The sequence below is a fragment of the Hydrogenophaga sp. genome, assembly GCF_036675665.1.
Classification (GTDB): domain Bacteria; phylum Pseudomonadota; class Gammaproteobacteria; order Burkholderiales; family Burkholderiaceae_C; genus Hydrogenophaga.
In genome coordinates this window covers 45,588-65,836 of sequence record NZ_JAKFEO010000015.1, presented here as the reverse complement: position 1 = coordinate 65,836, position 20,249 = coordinate 45,588, and the positions used below count along the sequence as shown (strand labels likewise).

At 67.1% G+C, this 20,249-nt stretch carries 23 protein-coding genes; 6 read left to right on the top strand and 17 right to left on the bottom strand.

Going from position 1 to position 20,249, the window contains the following annotated elements; translation table 11 throughout:
• Window positions 1-5: 5 nt before the first annotated feature.
• From V6M63_RS08340 to V6M63_RS08305, 8 genes are read right to left on the bottom strand one after another with little or no spacing between them, the layout of a single operon-like run.
• Window positions 6-383: a 6-pyruvoyl trahydropterin synthase family protein gene (locus V6M63_RS08340; protein WP_332741122.1), complete on the bottom strand. Its 378-nt coding sequence runs from the start codon at window positions 381-383 to the stop codon at window positions 6-8.
• Window positions 380-1,021, bottom strand: coding sequence for a 7-carboxy-7-deazaguanine synthase (gene queE, locus V6M63_RS08335; protein ID WP_332741121.1), 642 nt, complete (start codon window positions 1,019-1,021; stop codon window positions 380-382). The genes V6M63_RS08340 and queE overlap by 4 nt, the downstream gene beginning before the upstream one ends.
• Window positions 1,018-1,539 carry a dihydrofolate reductase gene (locus V6M63_RS08330; RefSeq protein WP_332741120.1) on the bottom strand — a complete coding sequence of 174 codons (522 nt, stop codon included), beginning with the start codon at window positions 1,537-1,539 and terminating at the stop codon, window positions 1,018-1,020. Before V6M63_RS08330 ends, queE begins: the two co-directional genes overlap by 4 nt.
• Window positions 1,540-1,543: 4 nt before the next feature.
• Entirely contained in the window at window positions 1,544-2,449 is a 906-nt protein-coding gene (locus V6M63_RS08325; RefSeq protein WP_332741119.1) for a DMT family transporter, read from the bottom strand.
• Window positions 2,446-3,276, bottom strand: a complete 831-nt coding sequence (locus V6M63_RS08320; protein ID WP_332741118.1) for a thymidylate synthase — start codon at window positions 3,274-3,276, stop codon at window positions 2,446-2,448. Before V6M63_RS08320 ends, V6M63_RS08325 begins: the two co-directional genes overlap by 4 nt.
• Window positions 3,273-4,178 (bottom strand): lytic transglycosylase domain-containing protein, encoded by a 906-nt coding sequence (locus V6M63_RS08315; protein ID WP_332741117.1) that lies wholly within the window; start codon window positions 4,176-4,178, stop codon window positions 3,273-3,275. Before V6M63_RS08315 ends, V6M63_RS08320 begins: the two co-directional genes overlap by 4 nt.
• Window positions 4,175-5,611 carry an FAD-binding oxidoreductase gene (locus V6M63_RS08310; RefSeq protein WP_332741116.1) on the bottom strand — a complete coding sequence of 479 codons (1,437 nt, stop codon included), beginning with the start codon at window positions 5,609-5,611 and terminating at the stop codon, window positions 4,175-4,177. The genes V6M63_RS08315 and V6M63_RS08310 overlap by 4 nt, the downstream gene beginning before the upstream one ends.
• A complete protein-coding gene (locus tag V6M63_RS08305; RefSeq protein ID WP_332741115.1) occupies window positions 5,608-6,069 on the bottom strand; it encodes a DUF2069 domain-containing protein in 462 nt (153 codons plus the stop codon). Before V6M63_RS08305 ends, V6M63_RS08310 begins: the two co-directional genes overlap by 4 nt.
• A gap of 35 nt (window positions 6,070-6,104) precedes the next feature.
• On the opposite strand from V6M63_RS08305, the gene V6M63_RS08300 reads away from it, so the two are divergent.
• Complete coding sequence (locus tag V6M63_RS08300) at window positions 6,105-7,391, top strand: YihY family inner membrane protein (protein ID WP_332741114.1); 1,287 nt, start codon at window positions 6,105-6,107, stop codon at window positions 7,389-7,391.
• A gap of 7 nt (window positions 7,392-7,398) precedes the next feature.
• Here the strand turns inward: V6M63_RS08300 and V6M63_RS08295 are convergent, their stop codons facing one another.
• From V6M63_RS08295 to V6M63_RS08280, 4 genes are all read right to left on the bottom strand, one after another.
• The gene (locus V6M63_RS08295) at window positions 7,399-8,682 is read right to left on the bottom strand and encodes a cytochrome P450 (protein WP_332741113.1); all 1,284 of its coding nucleotides are present in this window, start codon (window positions 8,680-8,682) and stop codon (window positions 7,399-7,401) included.
• Between the two features lie 146 nt (window positions 8,683-8,828).
• Entirely contained in the window at window positions 8,829-8,966 is a 138-nt protein-coding gene (locus V6M63_RS08290) for a hypothetical protein (RefSeq protein WP_332741112.1), read from the bottom strand.
• 28 nt (window positions 8,967-8,994) lie between these two features.
• Window positions 8,995-9,813: an alpha/beta fold hydrolase gene (locus tag V6M63_RS08285; RefSeq protein WP_332741111.1), complete on the bottom strand. Its 819-nt coding sequence runs from the start codon at window positions 9,811-9,813 to the stop codon at window positions 8,995-8,997.
• Window positions 9,814-9,815: 2 nt separating this feature from the next.
• Window positions 9,816-11,126, bottom strand: coding sequence for an O-acetylhomoserine aminocarboxypropyltransferase (locus tag V6M63_RS08280; RefSeq protein WP_056275631.1), 1,311 nt, complete (start codon window positions 11,124-11,126; stop codon window positions 9,816-9,818).
• Between the two features lie 132 nt (window positions 11,127-11,258).
• Here V6M63_RS08280 and V6M63_RS08275 point away from each other — a divergent pair, with 132 nt between their 5' ends.
• Window positions 11,259-11,723, top strand: coding sequence for a CBS domain-containing protein (locus V6M63_RS08275; RefSeq protein ID WP_332741110.1), 465 nt, complete (start codon window positions 11,259-11,261; stop codon window positions 11,721-11,723).
• A 76-nt stretch (window positions 11,724-11,799) separates the two neighbouring features.
• Here V6M63_RS08275 and V6M63_RS08270 read toward each other — a convergent pair whose 3' ends face one another.
• Window positions 11,800-13,008: a polyhydroxyalkanoate depolymerase gene (locus V6M63_RS08270; protein WP_332741109.1), complete on the bottom strand. Its 1,209-nt coding sequence runs from the start codon at window positions 13,006-13,008 to the stop codon at window positions 11,800-11,802.
• A 133-nt stretch (window positions 13,009-13,141) separates the two neighbouring features.
• Here V6M63_RS08270 and V6M63_RS08265 point away from each other — a divergent pair, with 133 nt between their 5' ends.
• Window positions 13,142-13,798, top strand: a complete 657-nt coding sequence (locus V6M63_RS08265; protein WP_332741108.1) for a glutathione S-transferase — start codon at window positions 13,142-13,144, stop codon at window positions 13,796-13,798.
• A gap of 178 nt (window positions 13,799-13,976) precedes the next feature.
• On the opposite strand, the gene V6M63_RS08260 is transcribed toward V6M63_RS08265, so the two are convergent.
• Window positions 13,977-14,399 carry a cupin domain-containing protein gene (locus V6M63_RS08260; RefSeq protein WP_332741107.1) on the bottom strand — a complete coding sequence of 141 codons (423 nt, stop codon included), beginning with the start codon at window positions 14,397-14,399 and terminating at the stop codon, window positions 13,977-13,979.
• 163 nt (window positions 14,400-14,562) lie between these two features.
• Here V6M63_RS08260 and aroC point away from each other — a divergent pair, with 163 nt between their 5' ends.
• Both aroC and V6M63_RS08250 read left to right on the top strand, forming a co-directional pair.
• Entirely contained in the window at window positions 14,563-15,663 is a 1,101-nt protein-coding gene (gene aroC / locus V6M63_RS08255) for a chorismate synthase (RefSeq protein WP_332741106.1), read from the top strand.
• Window positions 15,660-16,844 carry an MFS transporter gene (locus V6M63_RS08250; protein WP_332741216.1) on the top strand — a complete coding sequence of 395 codons (1,185 nt, stop codon included), beginning with the start codon at window positions 15,660-15,662 and terminating at the stop codon, window positions 16,842-16,844. The genes aroC and V6M63_RS08250 overlap by 4 nt, the downstream gene beginning before the upstream one ends.
• Here V6M63_RS08250 and V6M63_RS08245 read toward each other — a convergent pair.
• Both V6M63_RS08245 and aroQ read right to left on the bottom strand, forming a co-directional pair.
• Window positions 16,801-17,691, bottom strand: a complete 891-nt coding sequence (locus V6M63_RS08245; protein ID WP_332741105.1) for a DMT family transporter — start codon at window positions 17,689-17,691, stop codon at window positions 16,801-16,803. The genes V6M63_RS08250 and V6M63_RS08245 overlap by 44 nt on opposite strands.
• Window positions 17,692-17,698: 7 nt before the next feature.
• A complete protein-coding gene (gene aroQ / locus V6M63_RS08240; RefSeq protein WP_332741104.1) occupies window positions 17,699-18,157 on the bottom strand; it encodes a type II 3-dehydroquinate dehydratase in 459 nt (152 codons plus the stop codon).
• Window positions 18,158-18,354: 197 nt separating this feature from the next.
• On the opposite strand from aroQ, the gene V6M63_RS08235 reads away from it, so the two are divergent.
• The gene (locus tag V6M63_RS08235) at window positions 18,355-19,395 is read left to right on the top strand and encodes an SGNH/GDSL hydrolase family protein (protein WP_332741103.1); all 1,041 of its coding nucleotides are present in this window, start codon (window positions 18,355-18,357) and stop codon (window positions 19,393-19,395) included.
• Here V6M63_RS08235 and aroE read toward each other — a convergent pair.
• The gene (gene aroE / locus V6M63_RS08230) at window positions 19,376-20,197 is read right to left on the bottom strand and encodes a shikimate dehydrogenase (RefSeq protein WP_332741102.1); all 822 of its coding nucleotides are present in this window, start codon (window positions 20,195-20,197) and stop codon (window positions 19,376-19,378) included. The genes V6M63_RS08235 and aroE overlap by 20 nt on opposite strands.
• Window positions 20,198-20,249 lie beyond the last annotated feature (52 nt).

The following is a 20,249-nucleotide window of genomic DNA, read 5'->3' as shown; positions in this document are numbered from 1 at the left end:
CCTTGTTACCAGTGCAGGGCGCAGCGGTCGCCACTCGCGCGGCGTTCGATCATGACGGCGCACAGGCCCGGCACGGTGGGGGCGAGTTGCACGCGAATGAAGCTGCAGAGGTTTTCCAGCGTGGGAATGCCCAAGTCCGCCACCTCGTCGAGGAAGTGGTGGTCCAGTTGCTCGCGGACGCGGGCAATCGCGGCGCGCAGCAGCGCCAGATCGATCACCATGCCAGCAGCGTCGGGGGTGCCGCGCACGGTCACCTCGGCCTCGTAGGTGTGGCCGTGCACGCGGCGGCTGCCTTCGGTTTCCACCGTTCGGCGCAGCGTGTGCGCGGCCTCGAAAAAGAAACGCTGTGACAGCTCGTGCTGCGCGGCAGGTGGGTTGTTCATGGAATGTCCAGGATCTTGTGGGTTTGCAGTGACAGGCGCCAGCGCGGGTGCTGCTGGCAGAAGTCGATGGCGCTGCGCGTATTGGCGGCGCGCTGAGGTCCGTCCATGGGTTGCAGCAGCCAGTGGTCGAACTGCACGTCGCACAAGGCCTGCACCGTTTGGGGCAGCAAGGTCGGTTGCGGCCATACCAGCTTGAGTTCGTGGCCGCTGCGTTGCACCCAGTCGGCGCCAGCCTTGGGGCTCACGCAGATCCAGTCGATGCCCGATGGCACGGGCAGCGTGCCGTTGGTCTCCACCGCGATCTCGAAGTCCAGGTCGTGCAAGGCCTCGATCAGCTCGTCGTCCACCTGCAGCAGCGGCTCGCCGCCGGTGAGCACGATGTAGCGGTGGCCTTGGCTCTCCGGCCACAGCGACGCTGCCAGCGCCGCGAGCTGGGCTGCAGCTGCGAACTTGCCGCCGCGCACGCCATCGGTGCCCACGAAGTCGGTGTCGCAGAACCGGCAGACGGCGCGTTCGCGGTCTTCCTCACGCCCGCTCCACAGGTTGCAGCCGGCGAAGCGGCAGAACACCGCAGGCCGGCCCGCGCGAAGACCCTCGCCCTGCAGCGTGTAGAACACTTCCTTGACCGCGTAGCTCATGGTAGGTCCCGCAAGCGTTTCAGCGTGACGAAGGCGTAGGGCAGGCCGCTGGTGGCCACGTGGGTTTCGCGCGCAGTCTCGCGCCAGTCCGGGCCGAAGGTGGGAGCAAAGGCGTCGCCCTCGAAATCCTGCGCGATCTCGGTGACCACCGCCGTGTCGGCCAGGTGCAGCGCGGCGGCGTAGATTTGCGCGCCGCCAATCACCCAGGCGTCGGCGCCGGGTGGGCACAGCGCCATGGCGGCTTCCAGCGAGCTTGCACGCGCTGCGCCAGCTGCTTGCCATTGCGGGTCGCGCGTGACGACGATATTGAGCCGGCCGGGCAGGGGCCTGAATTTCGGTGGCAGCGAATCCCATGTCTTGCGGCCCATGATCACCGGGCAGCCGAGGGTCGTGCGTTTGAAGTGCGCCATGTCCTCCGGCAGGTGCCAGGGCAGGGCGTTGTCCCGTCCGATCACGCCGTTGGCGGCGCGCGCAAAGATGAGGTGAAGTCGGGGGGTGGGCTGTGCGGTGGCTGGCATGCCGCTATTGTGCCGCCGGCCCCGACGCGGCTGCTGCGGAGCGTGAGGGCAACAGCACGCTGGCAATCGCCATCATCACGAAGCCGATGGCCACCCAGTCCTGCCAGTGAGGCACTTCGCCCACGATGAAGGTGGCGCTCAGCGTGCCCACCAGCGGGATCGCCATGACACTCATGGCGCTGGTGGCCGGGGGCAGGTCGCGCGCCATGCCGAACCAGATCAGCTGGGCAACGCCGTAGTTGATGAACACGCCATACACCAGGCTGATCCACAGGGGGATGGAGAAGGTCGATGGTGCGGGCACCGGCTCCAGTGCAAGGGCCAGCACCCACACCACCGCACTGCCCAGCAACAGCATCCAGACCGTGACCACCATGGGCGACAGCGTGAAGTGCGCCCGGCGAAACATCAAGGTGCCCAGACCCCAGCAGAACGCCGCGCCCAGCATCCATGCGATGCCCACCGGCCGACCGCTCAGGCTTTGCAACTCGTGCCACAGAAGCAGGCCGATGGCCATGCCTGCGCACACCACCGCCACACGCACGCGCAGCGTGATGCGCTCGCCAAAGAAGGCCGCACCGATCAGCACGGTGAAGATCGGCATGGTGAAACCCAGGATGGCCGCGCGACCAGAGGCCAACTCTTTCACGCCGAAGATGGACAGCGTGTGCCAGCCCAGCACGTTGGGCAGGCCCAGCCAGGCGATGGTGGCCCACTCCGCGCGGCCCGGCCACATGCGCTCGCCGCTGCGGGCCACATAGACAAAGAGCCAGAGCGCGCCCAGCAGCATGGTGCTGGCGCGAAAGTACAGCGGTGAGAGTTCCTGCAGCGAGAGCTTCATCATGGGCCAGTTCACGCCCCACATGAGCGTGAGCGCCAGCAGCGCCCACAGTTGGCGGCGGCTGATCACACCGCGACAGGCGCCTTGATGGCCGCGTGGTGTTGGTAGTCCCGCACCTCGAAATCTTCGAATTCGTACTCGAAGATGCTGGCCGGGCGGCGCTTGATGTGCAAGCTGGGGTAGGCCTTGGGCTGGCGCGAGAGCTGCAGTTCAACCTGCTCGTGGTGGTTGCTGTAGATGTGGCAGTCGCCACCGGTCCAGATGAAGTCACCCACGTCCAGATCGCACTGCTGCGCCACCATGTGGGTGAGCAGGGCGTAGCTGGCGATGTTGAAGGGCACGCCGAGAAAGATGTCGGCGCTGCGCTGGTAGAGCTGGCAGCTCAGCTTGCCGCGCCCACCGGGCTCGGTGGGAGGGGCCACGTAGAACTGGAAGAACGCATGGCACGGCATGAGCGCCATCTTGGAGAGTTCGGCCACGTTCCAGGCGCTCACGATGATGCGGCGCGAATCCGGGTTGCTCTTGAGCGTGTTCATCACGTCGGTGATCTGGTCGATGTGACCACCGTCGGGCGTGGGCCAGCTGCGCCACTGCACGCCATACACGGGGCCCAAGTCACCGTCATCCCGGGCCCACTCGTCCCAGATCGTGCAGCCGCGTTCCTGCAGCCACTTCACGTTGCTGTCGCCGCGCAGGAACCACAGCAGTTCCACGATGATGGCGCGCAGGAACACCTTCTTGGTGGTTACCAGCGGGAAACCTTCGTTGAGGTCAAAACGCATCTGGTGGCCAAACACGCTGGTGGTGCCGGTGCCGGTGCGGTCTGTTTTCTGCACGCCTGTGGTGTAGACGTGACGCATGAAATCTTCGTATTGCGATCGGATGGGACGGGTCATGGAAGGCGGTTGGGCAGGGCCTGCGAGGGGGATGTGATGCGTGCGTCGAACGGGTGGTGCTGCAGCGCGAACACCTGCTGGATGCGTTTGATGTAGCCCTGGGTCTCGGGGTAGGGCGGCACGCCGCGGTAGCGGTCGACCGTGCCCTCACCCGCGTTGTAAGCGGCCAGCACCAAGGGCACGTCGCCCCTGAAATAGGCCAGCAGCCATTGCAGGTAAGACAGGCCGCCGCGGATGTTCTGCTCGGCGTCGAACGGCTTGCGCACGCGAAAACGCGCCGCCGTCTCGGGAATAAGTTGCATCAGGCCCTGCGCGTTCTTGTCCGACACGGCGTTCACATTGAAGTTGGACTCGGCCCGGATCACCGCGAAGGCCAGGCCCGGCTGAATGCCGAACTGCGGTGCCAGCTTGTAGACGATCTTCATGATCCGCTGCTGTTCGGGTGTGTTGACGAGGGTCTGGTAGCGGGTCGCGAGCTCGGTGACTTCCGCCGCCTGCCTGGCCTCATTGGCCTTTTGCAGGTCGGTGCGCTCGGCCTGCTGCACACACTCGGGCTTGTCGGCCGGCGTGGCCAGGCGGTTGAACATGCCTTCGGCGTGCGTGTCGCCGAGCAACGCGGCGCGCGCAAACCAATGCGCGGCATACCCGTCGTTGCGCTCCACGCCTCGGCCGTTGGCGTAGATCCAGCCCAGGTTGTAGGCCGACGTCGCGTCACCGGCCAGCGCGGCCTGGCAATACAGACGGATGGCTGCCTCGGTGTCGCGCTTCACCCCCTCGCCATGCTCGAAGCCCTGCGCCTGCTCACGCCAGGCCTGGCGCTGTGCCACGTCCACCGCGTGCGCCTGCCCGGCGGCAGTGAGCACGAACGCCAGCAGAAGTCGGAGCCAGGGTCGGGAGATCATGGTGAAAGGACACGGCCAGGGTTCATGAGGTTGTGCGGGTCCAGCGCCTGCTTGATGGCCCGCATCAGACCCAGTGCAACCGGGTCCTTGTAGTGGGGCAGGTGGTCGGCCTTGAGGCTTCCCACGCCATGCTCGGCGCTGATCGAGCCATGGTAGCGCGCCACCGCGTCGAAGACCAGCGTGTTCACACGTGTTTCCTGCTCGTTCAGGAACTTTTTGGCGTCGCTCCCGGCCGGCGCCTGCACGTTGTAGTGCAGGTTGCCGTCGCCCAGATGACCAAAGTTGACCAGCCGCACGCCCGGAATCTCGCGCTGCAGCAAGGCGTCGGTCTCGACGCAGAAGGCCGGAATGTGCGAGACCGGGATGCTGATGTCGTGCTTGATGTTCAGGCCTTCCTCGGCCTGCGCCAGCGGAATGCTCTCGCGGATGTGCCAGAGCGCATGGGCCTGCGCCAGGCTCTCGGCCACCACCGCATCGCTCACCAGGCCTTGCTCGAACGCGGTTTCCAGCAGGCGCTCGAATTGGGCGCGCGCGTGCTCTTCCGATTCGCTGTCGCTGTTCTCCAGCAGCACGCAATAGGGCGTGTCCTGCCACAGCGGCACCCGCAATTGAGGCATGTGCTTGTCGACCAGGCTCAGCGCGAACTGGCCCATGACCTCGAAGCCGGTGAGGCCCGCGCCCAGGTGCTGGTGCGCGAGGCCCAGCAGGGCCACGGCGGCGTCCAGTGTGGGCAGCGCCGCCCAGGCGGTGAGCTGCGCAGCGGGCAGGGGGTAGAGCTTGAGCGTTGCGGCGGTGATGACGCCCAGCGTGCCTTCGCTGCCAATGAACAGGTCGCGCAGGTCGTAGCCGGTGTTGTCCTTGCGCAAACCGGTGAGACCCTGCCACACCTCGCCTTGCGCGGTCACCACCTCCAGACCCAGGCAGAGGTCGCGCGCGTTGCCGTAGCGCACCACCTGCGTGCCGCCGGCGTTGGTGGCCAGGTTGCCACCGATGCTGCAGCTGCCTTCGGCCGCCAGGCTCAGGGGAAACAGGAAGCCCGCCTTTTCGGCTGTGTCCTGCAGGGTCTGCAGCACGCAGCCGGCTTCCACCGTCATGGTCAGGTTGGCCGGGTCGATGGCGCGCACGGTGTTCAGGCGCATGAGACTCAGCACCACCTGCGCGCCCGAGGCGTCGGGCACCGAGCCGACCACCAGGCCGGTGTTGCCGCCTTGCGGCACCAGCGATACGGCGGCTTGCGCGCAGGCCCGGACCACAGCGGCCACCTCGGCCGTGCTGCCCGGGCGAACCACGGCCAGTGCCCGGCCGTGTGCGCGCTTGCGCCAGTCCTGTTCCCAGGCCGACAGATCGGTAGCGGGGTCTTCGTGCGTGAGCACATGCGAGGCGCCCACGCTCTGGCGCAGTTGCGCCAGCAGGTCGAGGTGTGCCGGGTTCATGGTTGAGCAGCCGCGTTGGCGCTGGCCACGTCGGCCGCCACGGCCTCTTTGCCGGCCGCGCGCAGGCGGATGCGCACATGCAGGGCGCAGGCCACGAACAAGGCCACGCACAGCAGCGTCTGGAGCAACGCCAGCCAGACCGATGGGCCGGTGTCGCTGGTGGCGCGCACAACACCTTCGGTGAAATACAGCCACACGATCAGGCTGACCCAGCGGTAGGTGTACATGCGGTTTTTCAGCAGGCCGGCCAGCGGGATGGTGAGCGGCAGCACCTTGAGCACCAGCCAGGAGCCGCCTTCGCGCAGCGGGGCCAGCCACATTTCCCACAGAAAGCCCAGCACGATCAGGCCGAGCAGGCTGCCCACGGCCAGCCAGCGTGTGGCGTTGACGGCGCGCGCCGAATCTCCGTGTGCAACAAGGAGGGCGTCGGGGCTGGGGGGCGTGGAGATATCGGGCATGGGAGGGGAGAAAGAGCAGGTGGCATGATACCGGGATGACCTTCAAAGAGCGCCTGCGTGCCCTGGAAACCCTCGCTCGCGCGCTGTGGCGCGATGCCTTGAACTTCCCCTGGGCCAACACCGCCATCACCCTGCGCGAGCGCTTCCGGGAAGACCGCCTGGGCATCACCGCCAGCAGCCTGACCTTCACCACCACCATTTCCCTGGTGCCGCTGTTCACCGTGGCGCTGGCCATCTTCAGCGCGTTTCCGATGTTCGATCGCCTGCAGGTCACACTGCAGCGCTGGCTGGTGCAAAGCCTGGTGCCGCCCGACATCGCCAAGCAGGTGTTCAGTTACCTCAACCAGTTCGCCAACAAGGCCGGCCAGATCGGATGGGCTGGCGCGCTGGTGCTGCTGATCACCGCGCTGGCGCTGATCCTCACGATCGACCGCAAGCTCAACGACATCTGGCGCGTGCGCCAGCCCCGCTCGTTCACCCAGCGGGTGCTGGTGTACTGGGCGGTGCTGACCTTGGGGCCGCTGTTGCTGGCGGTCAGCCTGACCGTGACCACGTATGCCGTGACCGCCTCGCGCGGCGTGGTCTCCGGCCTGCCCGGCGGCGTGCGCTTCCTGCTGGACGCGGTGCAGTTCACGTTGCTCACCGGTGGCATTGCCGCGCTCTACCGTTACGTGCCCAACACGCGGGTGCGCTGGAGCCATGCGCTCATTGGCGGCGTGTTCGTGGCCACCGGGCTGGAGCTGGCGAAGAAGCTGCTGGCCTGGTACCTCGCGCAGGTACCCACGTATTCGGTGGTCTACGGTACGTTTGCCACGGTGCCGATCCTGCTGGTGTGGTTTTACGTGGCCTGGGTGATCGTGCTGCTGGGCGCGGTGGTGGCGGCCTACCTGCCCAGCCTGCTCTCGGGCATTGCGCGGCGCGGTGATTCGCCGGGCTGGAGTTTTCAACTGGCGCTGGAGGTGCTGGAGCAGTTGCACACCGCGCGCGACACGGCGCCCAGGGGCCTGAGCCTGGAAGCCCTGGCCCAGGTGCTGCGGGTCGATGCGCTGCAACTCGAGGAACCCGTGGCCGCATTGGTGTCGCTCGACTGGCTGGGGCGGCTCGACGAGGACGGCGAACGCTACGTGCTGCTGGTCGACCCCGTCAGCACGCCCCTGGCGCCGCTGGTGGATCGCCTGCTGCTGGCGCGCCGGCCGAACACCGCGCGTTTCTGGTCGGAGAGCCACTGGGCCCAGCTCACGCTGGCACAGGCCCTGGCGTCCGTGCCTCCAGCGCCGTTGGTCCTGGACATGGCCGAAGGTCCCTCGGTCGCCTCGGGCTGAAGCGCCCTCACGCCACCGAGAACGGCGCGCGCAGGAAGCCGCGAAACCGGGCGCGCCCACCGCGCAGCGGGGCTTCGGTCAGCTGGAAACCGGGGAAGCGCTGCAGAAAGCGCCCGATGGCGATGCGCCCCTCCAGCCGCGCCAGGCTCAGCCCCGCGCACTGGTGGATGCCGAAACCGAAGGCCAGGTGCTTGTTGCCCTCGCGCGCCAGATCCAGCACCTCGGGGTCGGCGAACTGCGCGGGGTCGCGGTTGGCCGCGCCGATGCACAGCGTCACCAGCGTGCCGGCCTGGAGTTCCACGCCACCCACCTGCGTGTCCTTCACCGCCCGCCGGTTGCCCAGCTGGTTCGACGATTCAAAGCGCAGGAACTCGTCGACCGCGCGGCTGAGCACCGCCTCCTGCGCCGTGCCATCGTCTGCGGTGTGCCGCATGGCGGTTTGCAGGACGCTGCGGGCTTGCGGGTGTTCCTGCAGCGCGATCAGGCCGTTGCCGATCAGGTTGGTGGTGGTCTCATGGCCCGCATTGAGCAGGAAGATGCAGTTCTGCAGCAGTTCGACGTCGCTCAACTGTTCGCCACTGGCCTCGCCCTGGATCAGCCGGGTGAGCACGTCGCGCTCCGGGTCACCCGGGTGCCGCCTGCGCTGCGCCACCAGCGTGCGCAGGTAGGCCAGCATGTCGGTCACGGCCTGGTTGCCCAGCGCTTGCTGCGCCGGCGTGATGGTGGGCTCCAGCGCGCCCAGAATGGCGAGCGACCAGGCGCGCAGCGGGCCGCGGTCCGGGTGCGGCACATCGAGCAGGTTGCCGATGATCTCCACCGGAATGGCCGAGGCGAAGTCTTCGATGAGGTCGCCACCGCCGCGTTCGGCCAAGGCGTCCAGCAGGCTGTCGACCAGCGCGATCAGGCCAGGTTCCATGTCGGCGATGGCGCGACGCGTGAGCGCGCCCATGATCAGCCGACGCACGCGCGTGTGCAACGGTGGGTCGTTGAACACCAGGCTGGTGGTGTGGTGTTCGAACAGCGCGGAGCCCACGCCGTACTTGGGCGCGAACTCGACCTGCTTGTCCGAGCTGAAGGTCTGCGCATCGCGGTACACCGCCATCAGGTCGGCGCAGCGCGTGAGGAACACCGAACCGTCGGGCATGCGGCGCACGGGTTCGTGTTCGCGCAGCGCTGCGTACACCGGGTAGGGGTTGGCGAGGAACTCGGGCTGGAGTGCGCGCAGGTCGAAGGCCCGGGCGATGGCCTGGGCCCGGGCGGGTGTCATCGGTGGCGTGATGTCGAAGGTCATGGTCGAAAAAGGGTGGCGGCGGCGTAGCATGCAACGCAGCGCTGATGATGGCGTTTTTGACTGAAGGAGAACTTGATGGCTTCCTGCATTTCCCGACTTTCCGTGTTGGTGCTGGCGCTCTCTTTCCAGACAGCGCCAGCACTGGCTCAAAGCGTCATGACGGCGCCGGCCTGCCAGTGTTCGGCGCCCACGTTGGTGGTCTCGGGTGGCGCCAGCGTGGTGCACTGCATGTGCGGTGCGATGTCCTGCGTGATCACCCTGCCACCCGCCTCCAGCAAGGACACCAGCCAGCTCCAGTGTGTGAAGTGAGATTCAGGCCGCGAGGAAGTTGCGGATGGCCACCAGCGTTTCTTCGGGCGCTTCGGTCATCTGGTGATGACCCGCGGGCACGCTGGTCACCGAGACCCGGTGGCCGGCGGCCCTGGCCGCCTGGATCAGACCTTGCGCGGCCTTGGGATGCGTCATCTGGTCCTGCCCGCCCAGCAGAAACAGCACCGGGCAGGTGATCTTCGACATGGCGGCTTCTCCGCCCGCATAGCTGTCGCAAGCCACGAAGCCGCGGTGGAACACATTGACCCGCGGGTTGCTGCGCAGCACCCGGCGGTTCAGCGCCAGGCTGGATCCGTACACCCAGGTGCCGGGCCCGAGCGCCGACGGCGGTGCGGCCAGCGTGCTGCGGGAGAACACGTTGATCATCTTCATGCCCTTCTCGGGCTCGTTGAGCGCGGCCTCGATCAACGCATGCGAGACCTTCATGGGGTAGGCCGTGCCCACCAGCACCAGGTGGCTGACGCGGTCTGTCAAGCGCGCAGCCGCTTCCAGCGCAATCAGCGAACCCCAGCTGTGACCGACCAGCGCGGCCTTCTGCACCCCCGCCGCGTCGAGCAAGGCGGCCACGAAGCCGGCCGCGTCTTCCACCGAAGCGGGCGCTTCGCCTTCGCTCTTGCAGTGCCCCGGCAGATCCACCGCCAGCACATTCCAGCCGTGGTGGGCCAGGTAACGGCTCTGCAGGATCCACACGCTGTGGTCGTTGAGCACGCCGTGGATGAAAACCACGGTGGGCTTGGCGGCATCGAAGGGCTTGCCGCCGGTGTAGCAGTAGGTGTTGGCACCGTTGACGGTGAGGTACATGGTCAAGCCTTTGCCTTCTCAGCGGCCTTCAAGGCGCGCTTCAAGTCGTCGATCAGATCGTCAGCGTCTTCCAGACCGATGGACAGGCGGATCGTGCCCGGGCCGATGCCGCCTGCGGCCAAGGCCTCATCAGTCATGCGGAAATGCGTGGTGCTGGCCGGGTGGATCACCAGCGAGCGGCAGTCGCCCACGTTGGCCAGGTGGCTGAAGATCTGGAGCGCTTCGATGAAAGCCTTGCCCTGCGCCCGACTGCCCTTGATGTCGAAACTGAACACCGAGCCCGCGCCTTTCGCGCCGAAACGCAGCAGCTTGTTGGCCAGCGCATGGCTGGGGTGGCTCTCCAGCAGCGGGTGGCCCACACGGCCCACCAGCGGGTGGCTGGCCAGGAACTGCACCACCTTCTCGGTATTGCCCATGTGGCGGTCCATGCGCAGCGACAACGTCTCGATGCCTTGCAGGATGAGCCACGCGCTGTGCGGGCTGAGGCAGGCGCCGAAGTCGCGCAGGCCCTCGCGGCGCGCGCGCAGCAGGAAGGCGCCCACCGTGCTCTCTTCGCTGAAGACCATGTTGTGGAAGCCTTCGTAGGCCTCGGTGAGTTCGGGGAATTTGCCCGACTTCTCCCAGTCGAAACTGCCCGCGTCCACCACCACGCCACCGATCACGGTGCCGTGGCCGCTGAGAAACTTGGTGGCCGAGTGGTAGACCAGGTCGGCGCCCAGTTCGAAAGGTTTGACGAGGTAAGGCGTTGTAAGGGTCGAGTCCACCAGCAAGGGCACACCGGCCTCGTGTGCGATCTGCGAGACGGTGGGGATGTCCAGCACGTCCAGGCCGGGGTTGCCCACGGTTTCGCCGAAAAAGAGCCTGGTGTTGGGCCGCACCGCGGCGCGCCAGCCGTCGATGTCACCGGGCTTGACGAAGGTGGTGTCGATGCCGAAGCGGCGCATGGTGTAGTGCAGCAGGTTCTGGCTGCCGCCATAGAGCGCGGTGCTGGCGACGATGTGCGAGCCCGCACCCATGAGCGTGGCCACACTCAGGTGCAGCGCGGCCTGGCCGCTGGCGGTGGCAATCGCGCCAATGCCGCCTTCGAGCGCGGCCATGCGCTGCTCGAACACCGCATTGGTCGGGTTGCTGATGCGGCTGTACACGTGGCCCGCACGCTCCAGGTTGAACAGGGCCGCTGCGTGGTCGCTGGATTCGAAGACGAACGAGGTGGTGAGATGGATCGGCACGGCGCGTGCGCCGGTGGCGGGGTCGGGCGCGGCGCCCGCGTGCAGCGCGAGCGTGTCGAAGCCTGGGTCTGAATAACCGGACATGGGGGTGGTCTCCTCGGAGTGCCGTGCTGTGTCGCCAAGGGCTGGCGCACAGTGGTTTTGAGCGGTATTGTGGGGGTATATTGCATGGACGCCAGCCTTGCTGGAGACACCACCAGAAACAGGAGATCAGACATGAAAGTCAGCGACATCCTTCGCGTCAAGGGCGGAACGCTCTACACCACCCACCCGCACGAAACCCTGCACCGCGCGGTGGAGACCATGTCTCAGTTCGACATCGGTTCGCTGGCCGTGATGGAGCACGGCGAGCTGGTGGGCATGCTGACTTTCCGCGAAATCATTCACACGCTGGCGCGCAACGGTGGCGCGCTGGGCGACAAGACCGTGCGCACGGTGATGGACGACCACCCCATGACCTGCACCCCCCAGACCGAGCTTGAGCAGGTGCGTCCCATGATGCTGGAGCGGCACACCCGCTACATGCCGGTGATGGACAACAAGATGCTGATGGGCGTGATCAGCTTCTACGACGTGGCCAAGGCCGTGGTGGACAGCCAGAACTTCGAGAACCAGATGCTCAAGGCCTACATCCGCGACTGGCCGGCCGAAGACGAGCAACCCGCCGCTCCTGCGCGCTGAGCAACGAGCGCCCCATGACAAACGCCCCGCAAGTCGGGGCGTTTGTCATGGAGGTGGCGCGAAGCGCCGCGGGGGGTTACTGCGTGCTATGAATCATGTCCCGGACCTTCGGATAAATCTCCTGGTTCCAGCGCCGCCCGCTGAACACGCCGTAGTGGCCCACACCGGTCTGCACGTGGTGGGTCTTGAGGTAGGGGCGCACGTTGCAGCAGAGGTCTTGCGCCGCCACGGTCTGGCCCACCGCGCAGATGTCGTCGCGCTCGCCTTCCACCGTCATGAGGGCGGTGCGGCGGATGGCGGCCGGGTTGACCTTGCGTCCGTTCCAGGTGAGCTCTCCGCGCGGCAGGTCGTAGGTCTGGAACACCTTGGCCACCGTCTCCAGGTAGAACTCGGCCGGCAGGTCGTTGACCGCCAGGTATTCCTCGTAGAAGGCCTGGATCACTTGCGCCTCTTCCGTGCGGCCGTGTTCCAGGTGGTCGTAGATGTTGCGGAACGACTGCTTGTGGCGTTCCGGGTTCATGGCCATGAAGGCCGAGAGCTGGATGAAGCCGGGGTAGACGCGGCGCATGAAGCCGGTGTGCGGCAGCGGCACGTGGTTGATGAGGTTCTTCTCGAACCATTCGATGGGCTTGCTGGTGGCCAGGCGGTTCACCTCGGTCGGGTTCACGCGACAGTCCACCGGCCCGGCCATCAGGGTGAGGCTGCGCGGTTGCGCCGGGTTGTCGTCTTCGGCCATCACGGCGGTGGCCGCGAGTGCTGCCACGCAGGGCTGGCACACCGCCACCATGTGGCTGCCCGGGCCCACGGCCTCGGTGAAACGGATCATGTAGCTGATGTAGTCGTCGAGCGAAAAGCCGCCGTGCAGCAGCGAGACGTCGCGCGCGTTGTGCCAGTCGGTGATAAAGACGTCGTGGTCCTGCAGCAGGGTGCGCGCGGTCTCGCGCAGCAGGGTGGCGAAGTGGCCCGAGAGCGGTGCCACCAGCAGCACCGGCGGCTGCGGCTCCACGCCCGCCTTGCGAAAGTGCAGCAGCGTGCCGAAGGGCAGGGTGAGCACGACTTCTTCGGTCACGGGCACTTGCTGGTCGCCCACCATCACCTGGCCAATGTTGTAGGGCGGGCGTGAGTGGGTGAGGCGAAGGCGCGAGATCACGTCACAGGCGGCGGCCACCTTGCGCAGCACGCTGCGTTCGGTGTCTTGCAGCCACAGCGATGCGCTCAGGTGCTGGGCCATGAGTCGCAACGGCGAGAGCAGGTCGGACTGGGTCTGGTAGGCCTGGTACAGCATGGTGGGATCCTGAAACAACGTGTTGCTCTGCAGGCAAGTAACGCGCCAGCCGGGTCTGCACCGCCCCGGTGCGTGGCTGGGCACTTTTGTGGCACAGCCCTTGCTCAGAGCAGGACCCACGAGGAGCATGTCCATGACCACCACGGTACTCACGATCAGCAGCAAGAACTACGGTGCCTGGGCCCTGCGCGGCTGGCTGATGGCTCGGTTGGCCAAGCTGGAGTTTTCGGAGAAGGTCATCTCGCCCGACGACCCGGCCATGAAGGCCGAAATGCTGCTGCTCTCGGCCTCGATGCGTGTGCCGGCGCTGGAACACCAGGGTATTCACGTGTGGGACACGCTGGCCATTGGCGAATACATCAACGAAATCAAACCCAAGGCGGGCCTGTTGCCGGCCGACCGCGCAGCACGTGCGCACTGCCGGGCGATCTGCGGCGAGATGCATTCGGGCTTCAGCTCCATGCGTTCGTCGCTGCCGATGAACATCAAGGCGCACTTCCCGAACTTCAAGCTGTGGTCACGCGCGCAGACGGACATCGACCGCATCGAGGCGATCTGGATCGAGTGCCTGGAGACCTATGGCGGCCCCTACCTCTTTGGCGCCAAGCCCTGCATGGCCGATGCGATGTTTGCGCCGGTGGTCACGCGTTTCATCACCTACGGGGTGGCGATCGACCCGGCCTGCGTGGCGTATTGCGACACCATCATGGCGCTGCCGGCCATGAAGGAATGGGTGGCTGCTGCTGAGGCTGAGCCGGATGACATCGATGAGTTGGATGCCGAGTTCTGAGGTTTTTTTGTTCGTGGCGTTTCAGGCGGCTACTTCGCGCTGGATCGGGCACCTGGGCGCTCTGCTCCGCGAATGTCCTCCGGCGGCCTGGAGGCCGCCTCCCCCTTTATTTCGCTGCGCAGAACGCCCAGGCGCCCGATCCCCACAGACCAAGCAGGCCAGCAATCCCCGATCCTGCTCAAACCCAAGGCGTGGGTTTGGGAATCTCACAAACCGGCTCGACATCAATGGTCTTGAAGTCGGCCGGCGACACGATCTCCAGGTACTCCATGTCCGGCGAATAGTCGAACAAATAGTGGCGAATCCCCGGGCGCTGGTGCACGCAGTCGCCGGCTTCCACCAACGTCACCTGATCCTCATACATGAATTTGGCCCAGCCCTTGATCATGATCACGATCTGGAAGTCCGCCTCGTGGCGGTGCCAGCCCGTCCCCTCCTCGGGCGGCAGGTTGGCCTTGACCAGATGCGCGATCACCTTGCCGTGGGTGGCGGCTGCGATGCCGAGGTCGCGGTAGAGGAAAAAATCCCGCAGACCGCCGGTGGCGTAGGGGTTGTCGGTGCCTTTGACGTGCGAGAACAGGGTGCTGGTGCGGTCGAGCATGGCGCGCTCCTTTCTGGGGCTGGACAGCAACGATTTGCTGCACTGCAGCGCGAAGCACGAAATGTTCCTGTCGCCCTTCCTGCCATGCGGGCGGTTTTTCGGGCACCTCACGCACCAGACTGGCCCACCGGCGCACCAGCGTGCCTCAGGGATAATCCAGCGCATGAGCGGCAACACCTTCGGCACCCTGTTTTGCGTCACCAACTTTGGTGAATCCCACGGCCCGGCCATTGGCTGCGTGATCGACGGCTGTCCGCCGGGCATGGAACTCAGCGAGGCCGACATCCAGGCCGACCTGGACCGCCGCCGCCCGGGCACCAGCAAGTTCGTCACCCAGCGCAACGAGCCTGACGCGGTCGAAATCCTGAGCGGCGTGTACGAGGGCAAGACCACCGGCACACCCATCGCCCTGCTGATTCGCAACACCGACCAGCGCAGCAAGGACTACGGCAACATCGCCCAGACCTTCCGCCCTGGCCACGCCGACTACACCTACTGGCAGAAATACGGCATCCGCGATCCACGCGGCGGTGGCCGCAGTTCGGCCCGCCTGACCGCGCCCACCGTGGCCGCCGGCGCCGTGGCCAAAAAGTGGCTCAAGGAGAAGTTCGGAACCACGTTCGTGGGTTGCATGACGCAGATCGGCGATGTGGTCGTTCCCTTCGAAAGCTGGGAGCACGTGCCGAACAACCCGTTCTTCGCGCCCGTGGCCGACGTCTCGGCGCTGGAGGACTACATGAACGCCCTGCGCAAGAGCGGCGACTCCTGCGGCGCGCGCATCCGCGTGACCGCGCAGGGCATGCCGGTGGGCCTGGGCCAGCCGCTGTACGACCGGCTCGATGCCGACATCGCCTACGCCATGCTGGGCCTCAATGCGGTCAAGGGCGTGGAGATCGGTGCCGGGTTTGCCAGCGTGTCCGACAAGGGCAGCACGCATGGCGACAGCCTCACACCCGAGGGCTTCGCGGCCAACAAGGCCGGCGGTGTGCTGGGTGGCATCAGCACCGGGCAAGACCTGGAGGTGGCGATCGCGATCAAGCCCACCAGCTCGATCCTGATCCCGCGCGAGACCATCGACGTGGCGGGCGCACCCACCGAGATCATCACCAAAGGCCGCCACGACCCCTGCGTGGGCATCCGCGCCACGCCGATTGCCGAAGCGCTGCTGGCGCTGGTGGTGATGGACCACGCGCTGCGCCACCGCGCGCAGTGCGGCGACGTGCAACTGCCCACACCCGACATCGCGGCCAAAGCGCGCGGCTGAGCGTGTCGCTGCGCGGCCCACTGCTGCCGTTTTCAGCACTGAGTGCGAGCTACTTCGCGCACATCGGCTTCTTCAATCCCTACCTCCCGCTCTGGCTCAAGGAGCTCGGGTTCAGCCTGCTGGCCATCAGCGTGCTGACCTCGGTGCAGTCGGCCTCGCGCCTGTTTGCGCCTTATCTCTGGGGGTCACTGAGCGACCGCACCGGTGAGCGCGTGCGGCTGCTGCGCTATGGCGCCACCATGGCGCTGTTGCTCTCGCTGGGGCTGTGGTTCGACCTGGGCGGCGTGGGACTCTTCGTGGTGCTGCTGCTGATGTTCACCCACACCAGCGGGATGATGCCCATGAGCGAAGCCGCGCTGGCGCACCTGGTGAGCCACGGCGGTGCCTTTGACGCCCGGCGCTACGGCCGCATCCGCCTGTGGGGCTCGCTGGGGTTTCTGGTGACGGTGGTGGCCGCGGGGTTCTGGTTCGAGCGCTTCGGCCTGGTGCACTTTCCCGCCTGGACGCTGGCCACGCTGGCGGCCGTGACGATCAGCGTGTGGCTGCTGCCCGACTTTCGCGAACCGGCCCACGCCGACGAGGTGCAGCCCACCGTCTGGCCGGTGCTGCGCCAGCCACCGGTGCGCTGGTTCTTCGCCGCGGTGTTCTTCCATGTGCTCGCGCACATCTTCATCTACATCTTCTTCTCGCTCTACCTCGACTCGCTGGGCTACAGCAAGACGGTGATCGGTCTGCTGTGGGCGCTGTCGGTGGTGATCGAGATCGGCTGGTTCTTCACCCAGGGCCGCTGGCTGCCGCGCCTGTCGCTCTCGGCCTGGCTGGTGCTGGCCGCAGCACTCATGGCCCTGCGCATGGGGCTCACGGCCGGTTTCCCGCTGGTGTGGCCGCTGCTGCTGGTGGCCCAGGCGCTGCACGCCATCACATTCGCCGCGCACCACACGGTGTGCATCGCGCTGCTGTCGCACCATTTTCCCGGCCGCCTGCGCGGGCGGGGCCAGGCGCTGTACACCGTGGTGGGCTACGGCCTGCCGGGTGTGGTGGGTGGGGTGGTCGGCGGGTTCCTCAGCTCGGCACTGGGTCTGGCCAGCGTGTTCTGGCTGTCATCGGCCTGCGCCGTGGCCGCCTGCGCGTGCGCGCTCAGGGTTTGGGCGTTTCAGCGGACCAGCGCTGCAGCGGGTTGAAGCCCGTCACCAGCGCGGTGGCCAGCAGCACCAGCGCACCGCCGGCAAAGATGCCGGGTGACAGGGCTTCACCAAGAAACAGATGGCCCCAGGTCACGCCGAACACGGGAATCAGAAACGCCGGGCTCATGGCCGCCACCGGGGTCACGTGGCGGATGATGCGCAGGTGCGCCCAGTAGGCCAGGCCCGAGGTGACCACCCCCATGACGAGCAGCGCACCCAGTGCCGCCGGGGTGAACTGCGCTTGTGGCCAGGCCCACATGGCGCCCGGCAACACCAGCACCATGGCGCCGAGATGGATGCCCGCGGCGATCGCCAGCGGTTGCATGCGGGTGGTGGCGCGCTTCATGAGCGGGGTCGAGCAGCCGTAGCAGGCGGCCGCCAGGATGCAGGCCAGGGCTGCGGCGATGGTGCCGGCGTCGGGCTGCACCGGACCCAGCCGCACGATGAGGCCCACGCCGATGAAGCCGCACAGGCAGCCCAGCAGCTTGCGCGCGGTGAGGGTGTCTTCCTTGAACCAGCTGGACGCCAGCGTGCCGAACAGCACCGCCGTGGTGTTGAGCAGGGCGCTGTAGCCAGCCGGCAGGCGCAGCGCGGCCCACGCATAGAGCAGGAAGGGCGCTGCCACCGACAGCGCGCCCAGCAGCAACAGCTCGCGCCAGTGCTCCCACGGCCAGCGCTGCTTCAGGCCCCGCATGATGAAGGCCAGCGTGAGACCGGCCAGCGCCACGCGGCAACCCGCCAGCACCATCGGCCCGATCACGGGGCTGGCGATGCGGATGAACAGGAAGGACGCGCCCCACAGGGCGGACAGGCCCACGAGCTGGGCGAAGTGGCGGGTTTTCACCGCACGATCAAGTGGCGCCGTCTTTGCGCGCCAGCCCTTCGATGGCCAGGCGGTAGCCGTCGGTGCCGAAGCCCACCACGATGCCCGCCGCGGCCGGCGACAGGTACGAGTGGTGGCGGAAGGCCTCGCGTGCGTGCACGTTGGAGATGTGCACCTCGATCACCGGCAGGGGTTTGACGCCGCTGATGGCGTCGAACAAGGCCACCGAGGTATGGGTGAGGGCGCCGGCGTTGAACACCACGCCGGCCAGCTCTGCGGCCTTGAAGCGGCGGCCCGCATCCTGGATACGGTCGATCAGCACACCCTCGTGGTTGCTCTGGAAACACTCGACCGCATAGCCCAGGCGCTGGCCATGGCCGACGCACTCGGCCTCCACCTCGGCCAGCGTGGTGGCGCCGTACACCGCGGGTTCGCGCGTGCCGAGCAGGTTGAGGTTGGGGCCGTTGAGGATGAGCAGGGTCTTCATGGCGTGGCGGTGTTCTGGCCGAGGGTTGGGCGTCGGAAGTATAGGCCGCGGGTGGCGGCTGTCGGGCCGGCGACTGCCTTGCTCGGCCCTGAGGGTTTGCCCCGTGTCGGCCGCCGGGACTCGCGAGGATGCTTCGGTTGCGCCCACCGTTTCAGCCACCGGAGCGGCGCATCACAACAAACACCAGGAGACATTTCATGACTTTCAAGCGCATCCGCTCCACCCTGCGCGCTCTGCTGCTGCCCGTGCTGGTCGCGGTGTCGGTGTCGGCGCAGGCCGGGCCGTTTTCCAGCATCTTCGTGTTCGGCGACAGCCTGTCCGACACCGGCAACCTGAGCCTGGCCACGGGCGGTGCCGCGCCGGGTACGGCTCAGCCCTACGCCGATGGTCGGTACTCGAACGGGCCGCTGTGGGTGGAGGGCCTGGCCTTTGGCCTGGGGCTGGCTGGCCAGGCCAGTTCTTATCTCACCGGTGGCAACAACTTCGCGTACGCCGGTGCCCGCACGGGCACGGGCAGCAGCCCGCCCGGCGTGTTGGCGCAGGTGGCCGGCATCTGGGGCAGCGGCCCGGTGCCCGTGCCCGGGAGTGCCGATCCCGACGCCCTGTATGTGGTGGTGGGCGGCGGCAACGACATGCGCGATGCCCGCCTTGCCTTTCAAGGGAACACGCCGGCCGATGACCTGGGTCGCCAGGCTGCGGCGATCGCCGCGATCACCGATCTGGCCACCACCATCGGCTACCTTGCCGCCAGCGGTGCGCAGAACGTGCTGATTGCCAGCTTGCCCAATCTGGGCAACACCCCTGAAGCCGCGCTGCTGGGCCTGCAGGCAGCGTCTGCCGACGCCTCCGCCCGATTCAACGCGCTGGTGCCCACGCTGTTCGGTCTCGAATCGTTGTTTCCCGGCCTCAACGTCGAGCTGCTCGACATGGCGGGCATCGCGGTCGATGTGCTGGCGAATCCGGGCGCTTACGGCGTGACCAACACCACCCTGCCGTGCGGCGCCTTCTTCTTCAGCGCCGGCGCCGACTGCGCGCATTCGCTGTTCTCCGACACGCTGCACCCGTCGGCCTTCGTGCATGGCCTGTTTGCCCGGGCGGCGCTGGAGATCTACGGCGTGCCGGTTCCTGGCACGCTGGCGCTCGTGGCGCTGGCCTTGCTCATGCTCGTGGTTGTGCAGCGCAGCCGCGCGGGCCGTGGCCGTGTGATGGCCGTGGCGTTCAGGCCAGCGGCACGGTGAGCTGCTGAATCACCGCGCGGGTGTCGGGCCGCACGCCGCGCCACCAAGCAAACGCCTCGGCGGCCTGCTCGATCAACATGCCCACGCCGTCGGCCACGGTGCTCACGCCAGCGACCTGGGCCTGTTTCAGGAACGGCGTGAGGCCCTTGCCGTAGACCATCTCGTAGGCGATGGCGCCCGGTGCGAACACGCCTGCGGGCAGAGGCAGCGCTTCCTGCGTGAGACCGGTGGACGTGGCGTTGATCACCACGTCGAACGCCTGGCCCACGAGGGTTTCATAGCCGCCGGTCTGCAAGGGCGTGTGGGCTGCGAAGTCGTGTCTCAGCGCGTGTGCCTTGTCGGCCGTGCGGTTGGCCACCGACAGCAGCGCCGGTCGTTCGGCCGCGATCGGCAGCAGCGCGCCGCGCGTGGCGCCGCCCGCGCCCAGCAGCAGCACCCGTTTGCCGGCGAGCGGGCAGCCCAGGTTGCGCTGCAGGTCGTTGACCAGGCCCACGCCATCGAAGTTGTCGGCCAGGATGCGGTCTCCGTCGAACTTGAGGCAGTTGGCCGCTCCGGCCAGCCGGGCACGCTCGCTCGGCTCGGTGGCGATTTCATATGCCTGCAGCTTGAACGGCAGGCTCACGTTCAGTCCGCGCCCGCCGCTCGCACGAAAGGCCAGCACGGTGTCCTTGAAGCCGTCCAGCGGCGTCTCGATGGCGGTGTAGGCGATGTCCTGCCCGGTGGCCTGCGCGAACAGGCCGTGGATCAGGGGCGACTTGCTGTGGCCAATGGGGTTGCCGAGGACGGCGTAGCGGTCGGTCATGGGGTGCAATGGAGTTGGGTGCGCCGAGGGATGTCCATTGTGGCGCAAGCCC

Excerpts from the sequence above, each read along its gene's own strand:
- V6M63_RS08275 (WP_332741110.1), top strand. The coding sequence starts at position 11,259 with ATGAAAGTCAGCGACATCCTTCGCGTCAAGGGCGGAACGCTCTACACC.
- V6M63_RS08270 (WP_332741109.1), bottom strand. The coding sequence starts at position 13,008 with ATGCTGTACCAGGCCTACCAGACCCAGTCCGACCTGCTCTCGCCGTTG.
- V6M63_RS08305 (WP_332741115.1), bottom strand. The coding sequence starts at position 6,069 with ATGCCCGATATCTCCACGCCCCCCAGCCCCGACGCCCTCCTTGTTGCA.
- queE (WP_332741121.1), bottom strand. The coding sequence starts at position 1,021 with ATGAGCTACGCGGTCAAGGAAGTGTTCTACACGCTGCAGGGCGAGGGT.
- V6M63_RS08280 (WP_056275631.1), bottom strand. The coding sequence starts at position 11,126 with ATGTCCGGTTATTCAGACCCAGGCTTCGACACGCTCGCGCTGCACGCG.
- V6M63_RS08330 (WP_332741120.1), bottom strand. The coding sequence starts at position 1,539 with ATGCCAGCCACCGCACAGCCCACCCCCCGACTTCACCTCATCTTTGCG.
- V6M63_RS08235 (WP_332741103.1), top strand. The coding sequence starts at position 18,355 with ATGACTTTCAAGCGCATCCGCTCCACCCTGCGCGCTCTGCTGCTGCCC.
- aroQ (WP_332741104.1), bottom strand. The coding sequence starts at position 18,157 with ATGAAGACCCTGCTCATCCTCAACGGCCCCAACCTCAACCTGCTCGGC.
- aroC (WP_332741106.1), top strand. The coding sequence starts at position 14,563 with ATGAGCGGCAACACCTTCGGCACCCTGTTTTGCGTCACCAACTTTGGT.
- aroE (WP_332741102.1), bottom strand. The coding sequence starts at position 20,197 with ATGACCGACCGCTACGCCGTCCTCGGCAACCCCATTGGCCACAGCAAG.
- V6M63_RS08320 (WP_332741118.1), bottom strand. The coding sequence starts at position 3,276 with ATGACCCGTCCCATCCGATCGCAATACGAAGATTTCATGCGTCACGTC.
- V6M63_RS08315 (WP_332741117.1), bottom strand. The coding sequence starts at position 4,178 with ATGATCTCCCGACCCTGGCTCCGACTTCTGCTGGCGTTCGTGCTCACT.
- V6M63_RS08295 (WP_332741113.1), bottom strand. The coding sequence starts at position 8,682 with ATGACCTTCGACATCACGCCACCGATGACACCCGCCCGGGCCCAGGCC.
- V6M63_RS08340 (WP_332741122.1), bottom strand. The coding sequence starts at position 383 with ATGAACAACCCACCTGCCGCGCAGCACGAGCTGTCACAGCGTTTCTTT.
- V6M63_RS08265 (WP_332741108.1), top strand. The coding sequence starts at position 13,142 with ATGACCACCACGGTACTCACGATCAGCAGCAAGAACTACGGTGCCTGG.
- V6M63_RS08285 (WP_332741111.1), bottom strand. The coding sequence starts at position 9,813 with ATGTACCTCACCGTCAACGGTGCCAACACCTACTGCTACACCGGCGGC.
- V6M63_RS08310 (WP_332741116.1), bottom strand. The coding sequence starts at position 5,611 with ATGAACCCGGCACACCTCGACCTGCTGGCGCAACTGCGCCAGAGCGTG.
- V6M63_RS08260 (WP_332741107.1), bottom strand. The coding sequence starts at position 14,399 with ATGCTCGACCGCACCAGCACCCTGTTCTCGCACGTCAAAGGCACCGAC.
- V6M63_RS08300 (WP_332741114.1), top strand. The coding sequence starts at position 6,105 with ATGACCTTCAAAGAGCGCCTGCGTGCCCTGGAAACCCTCGCTCGCGCG.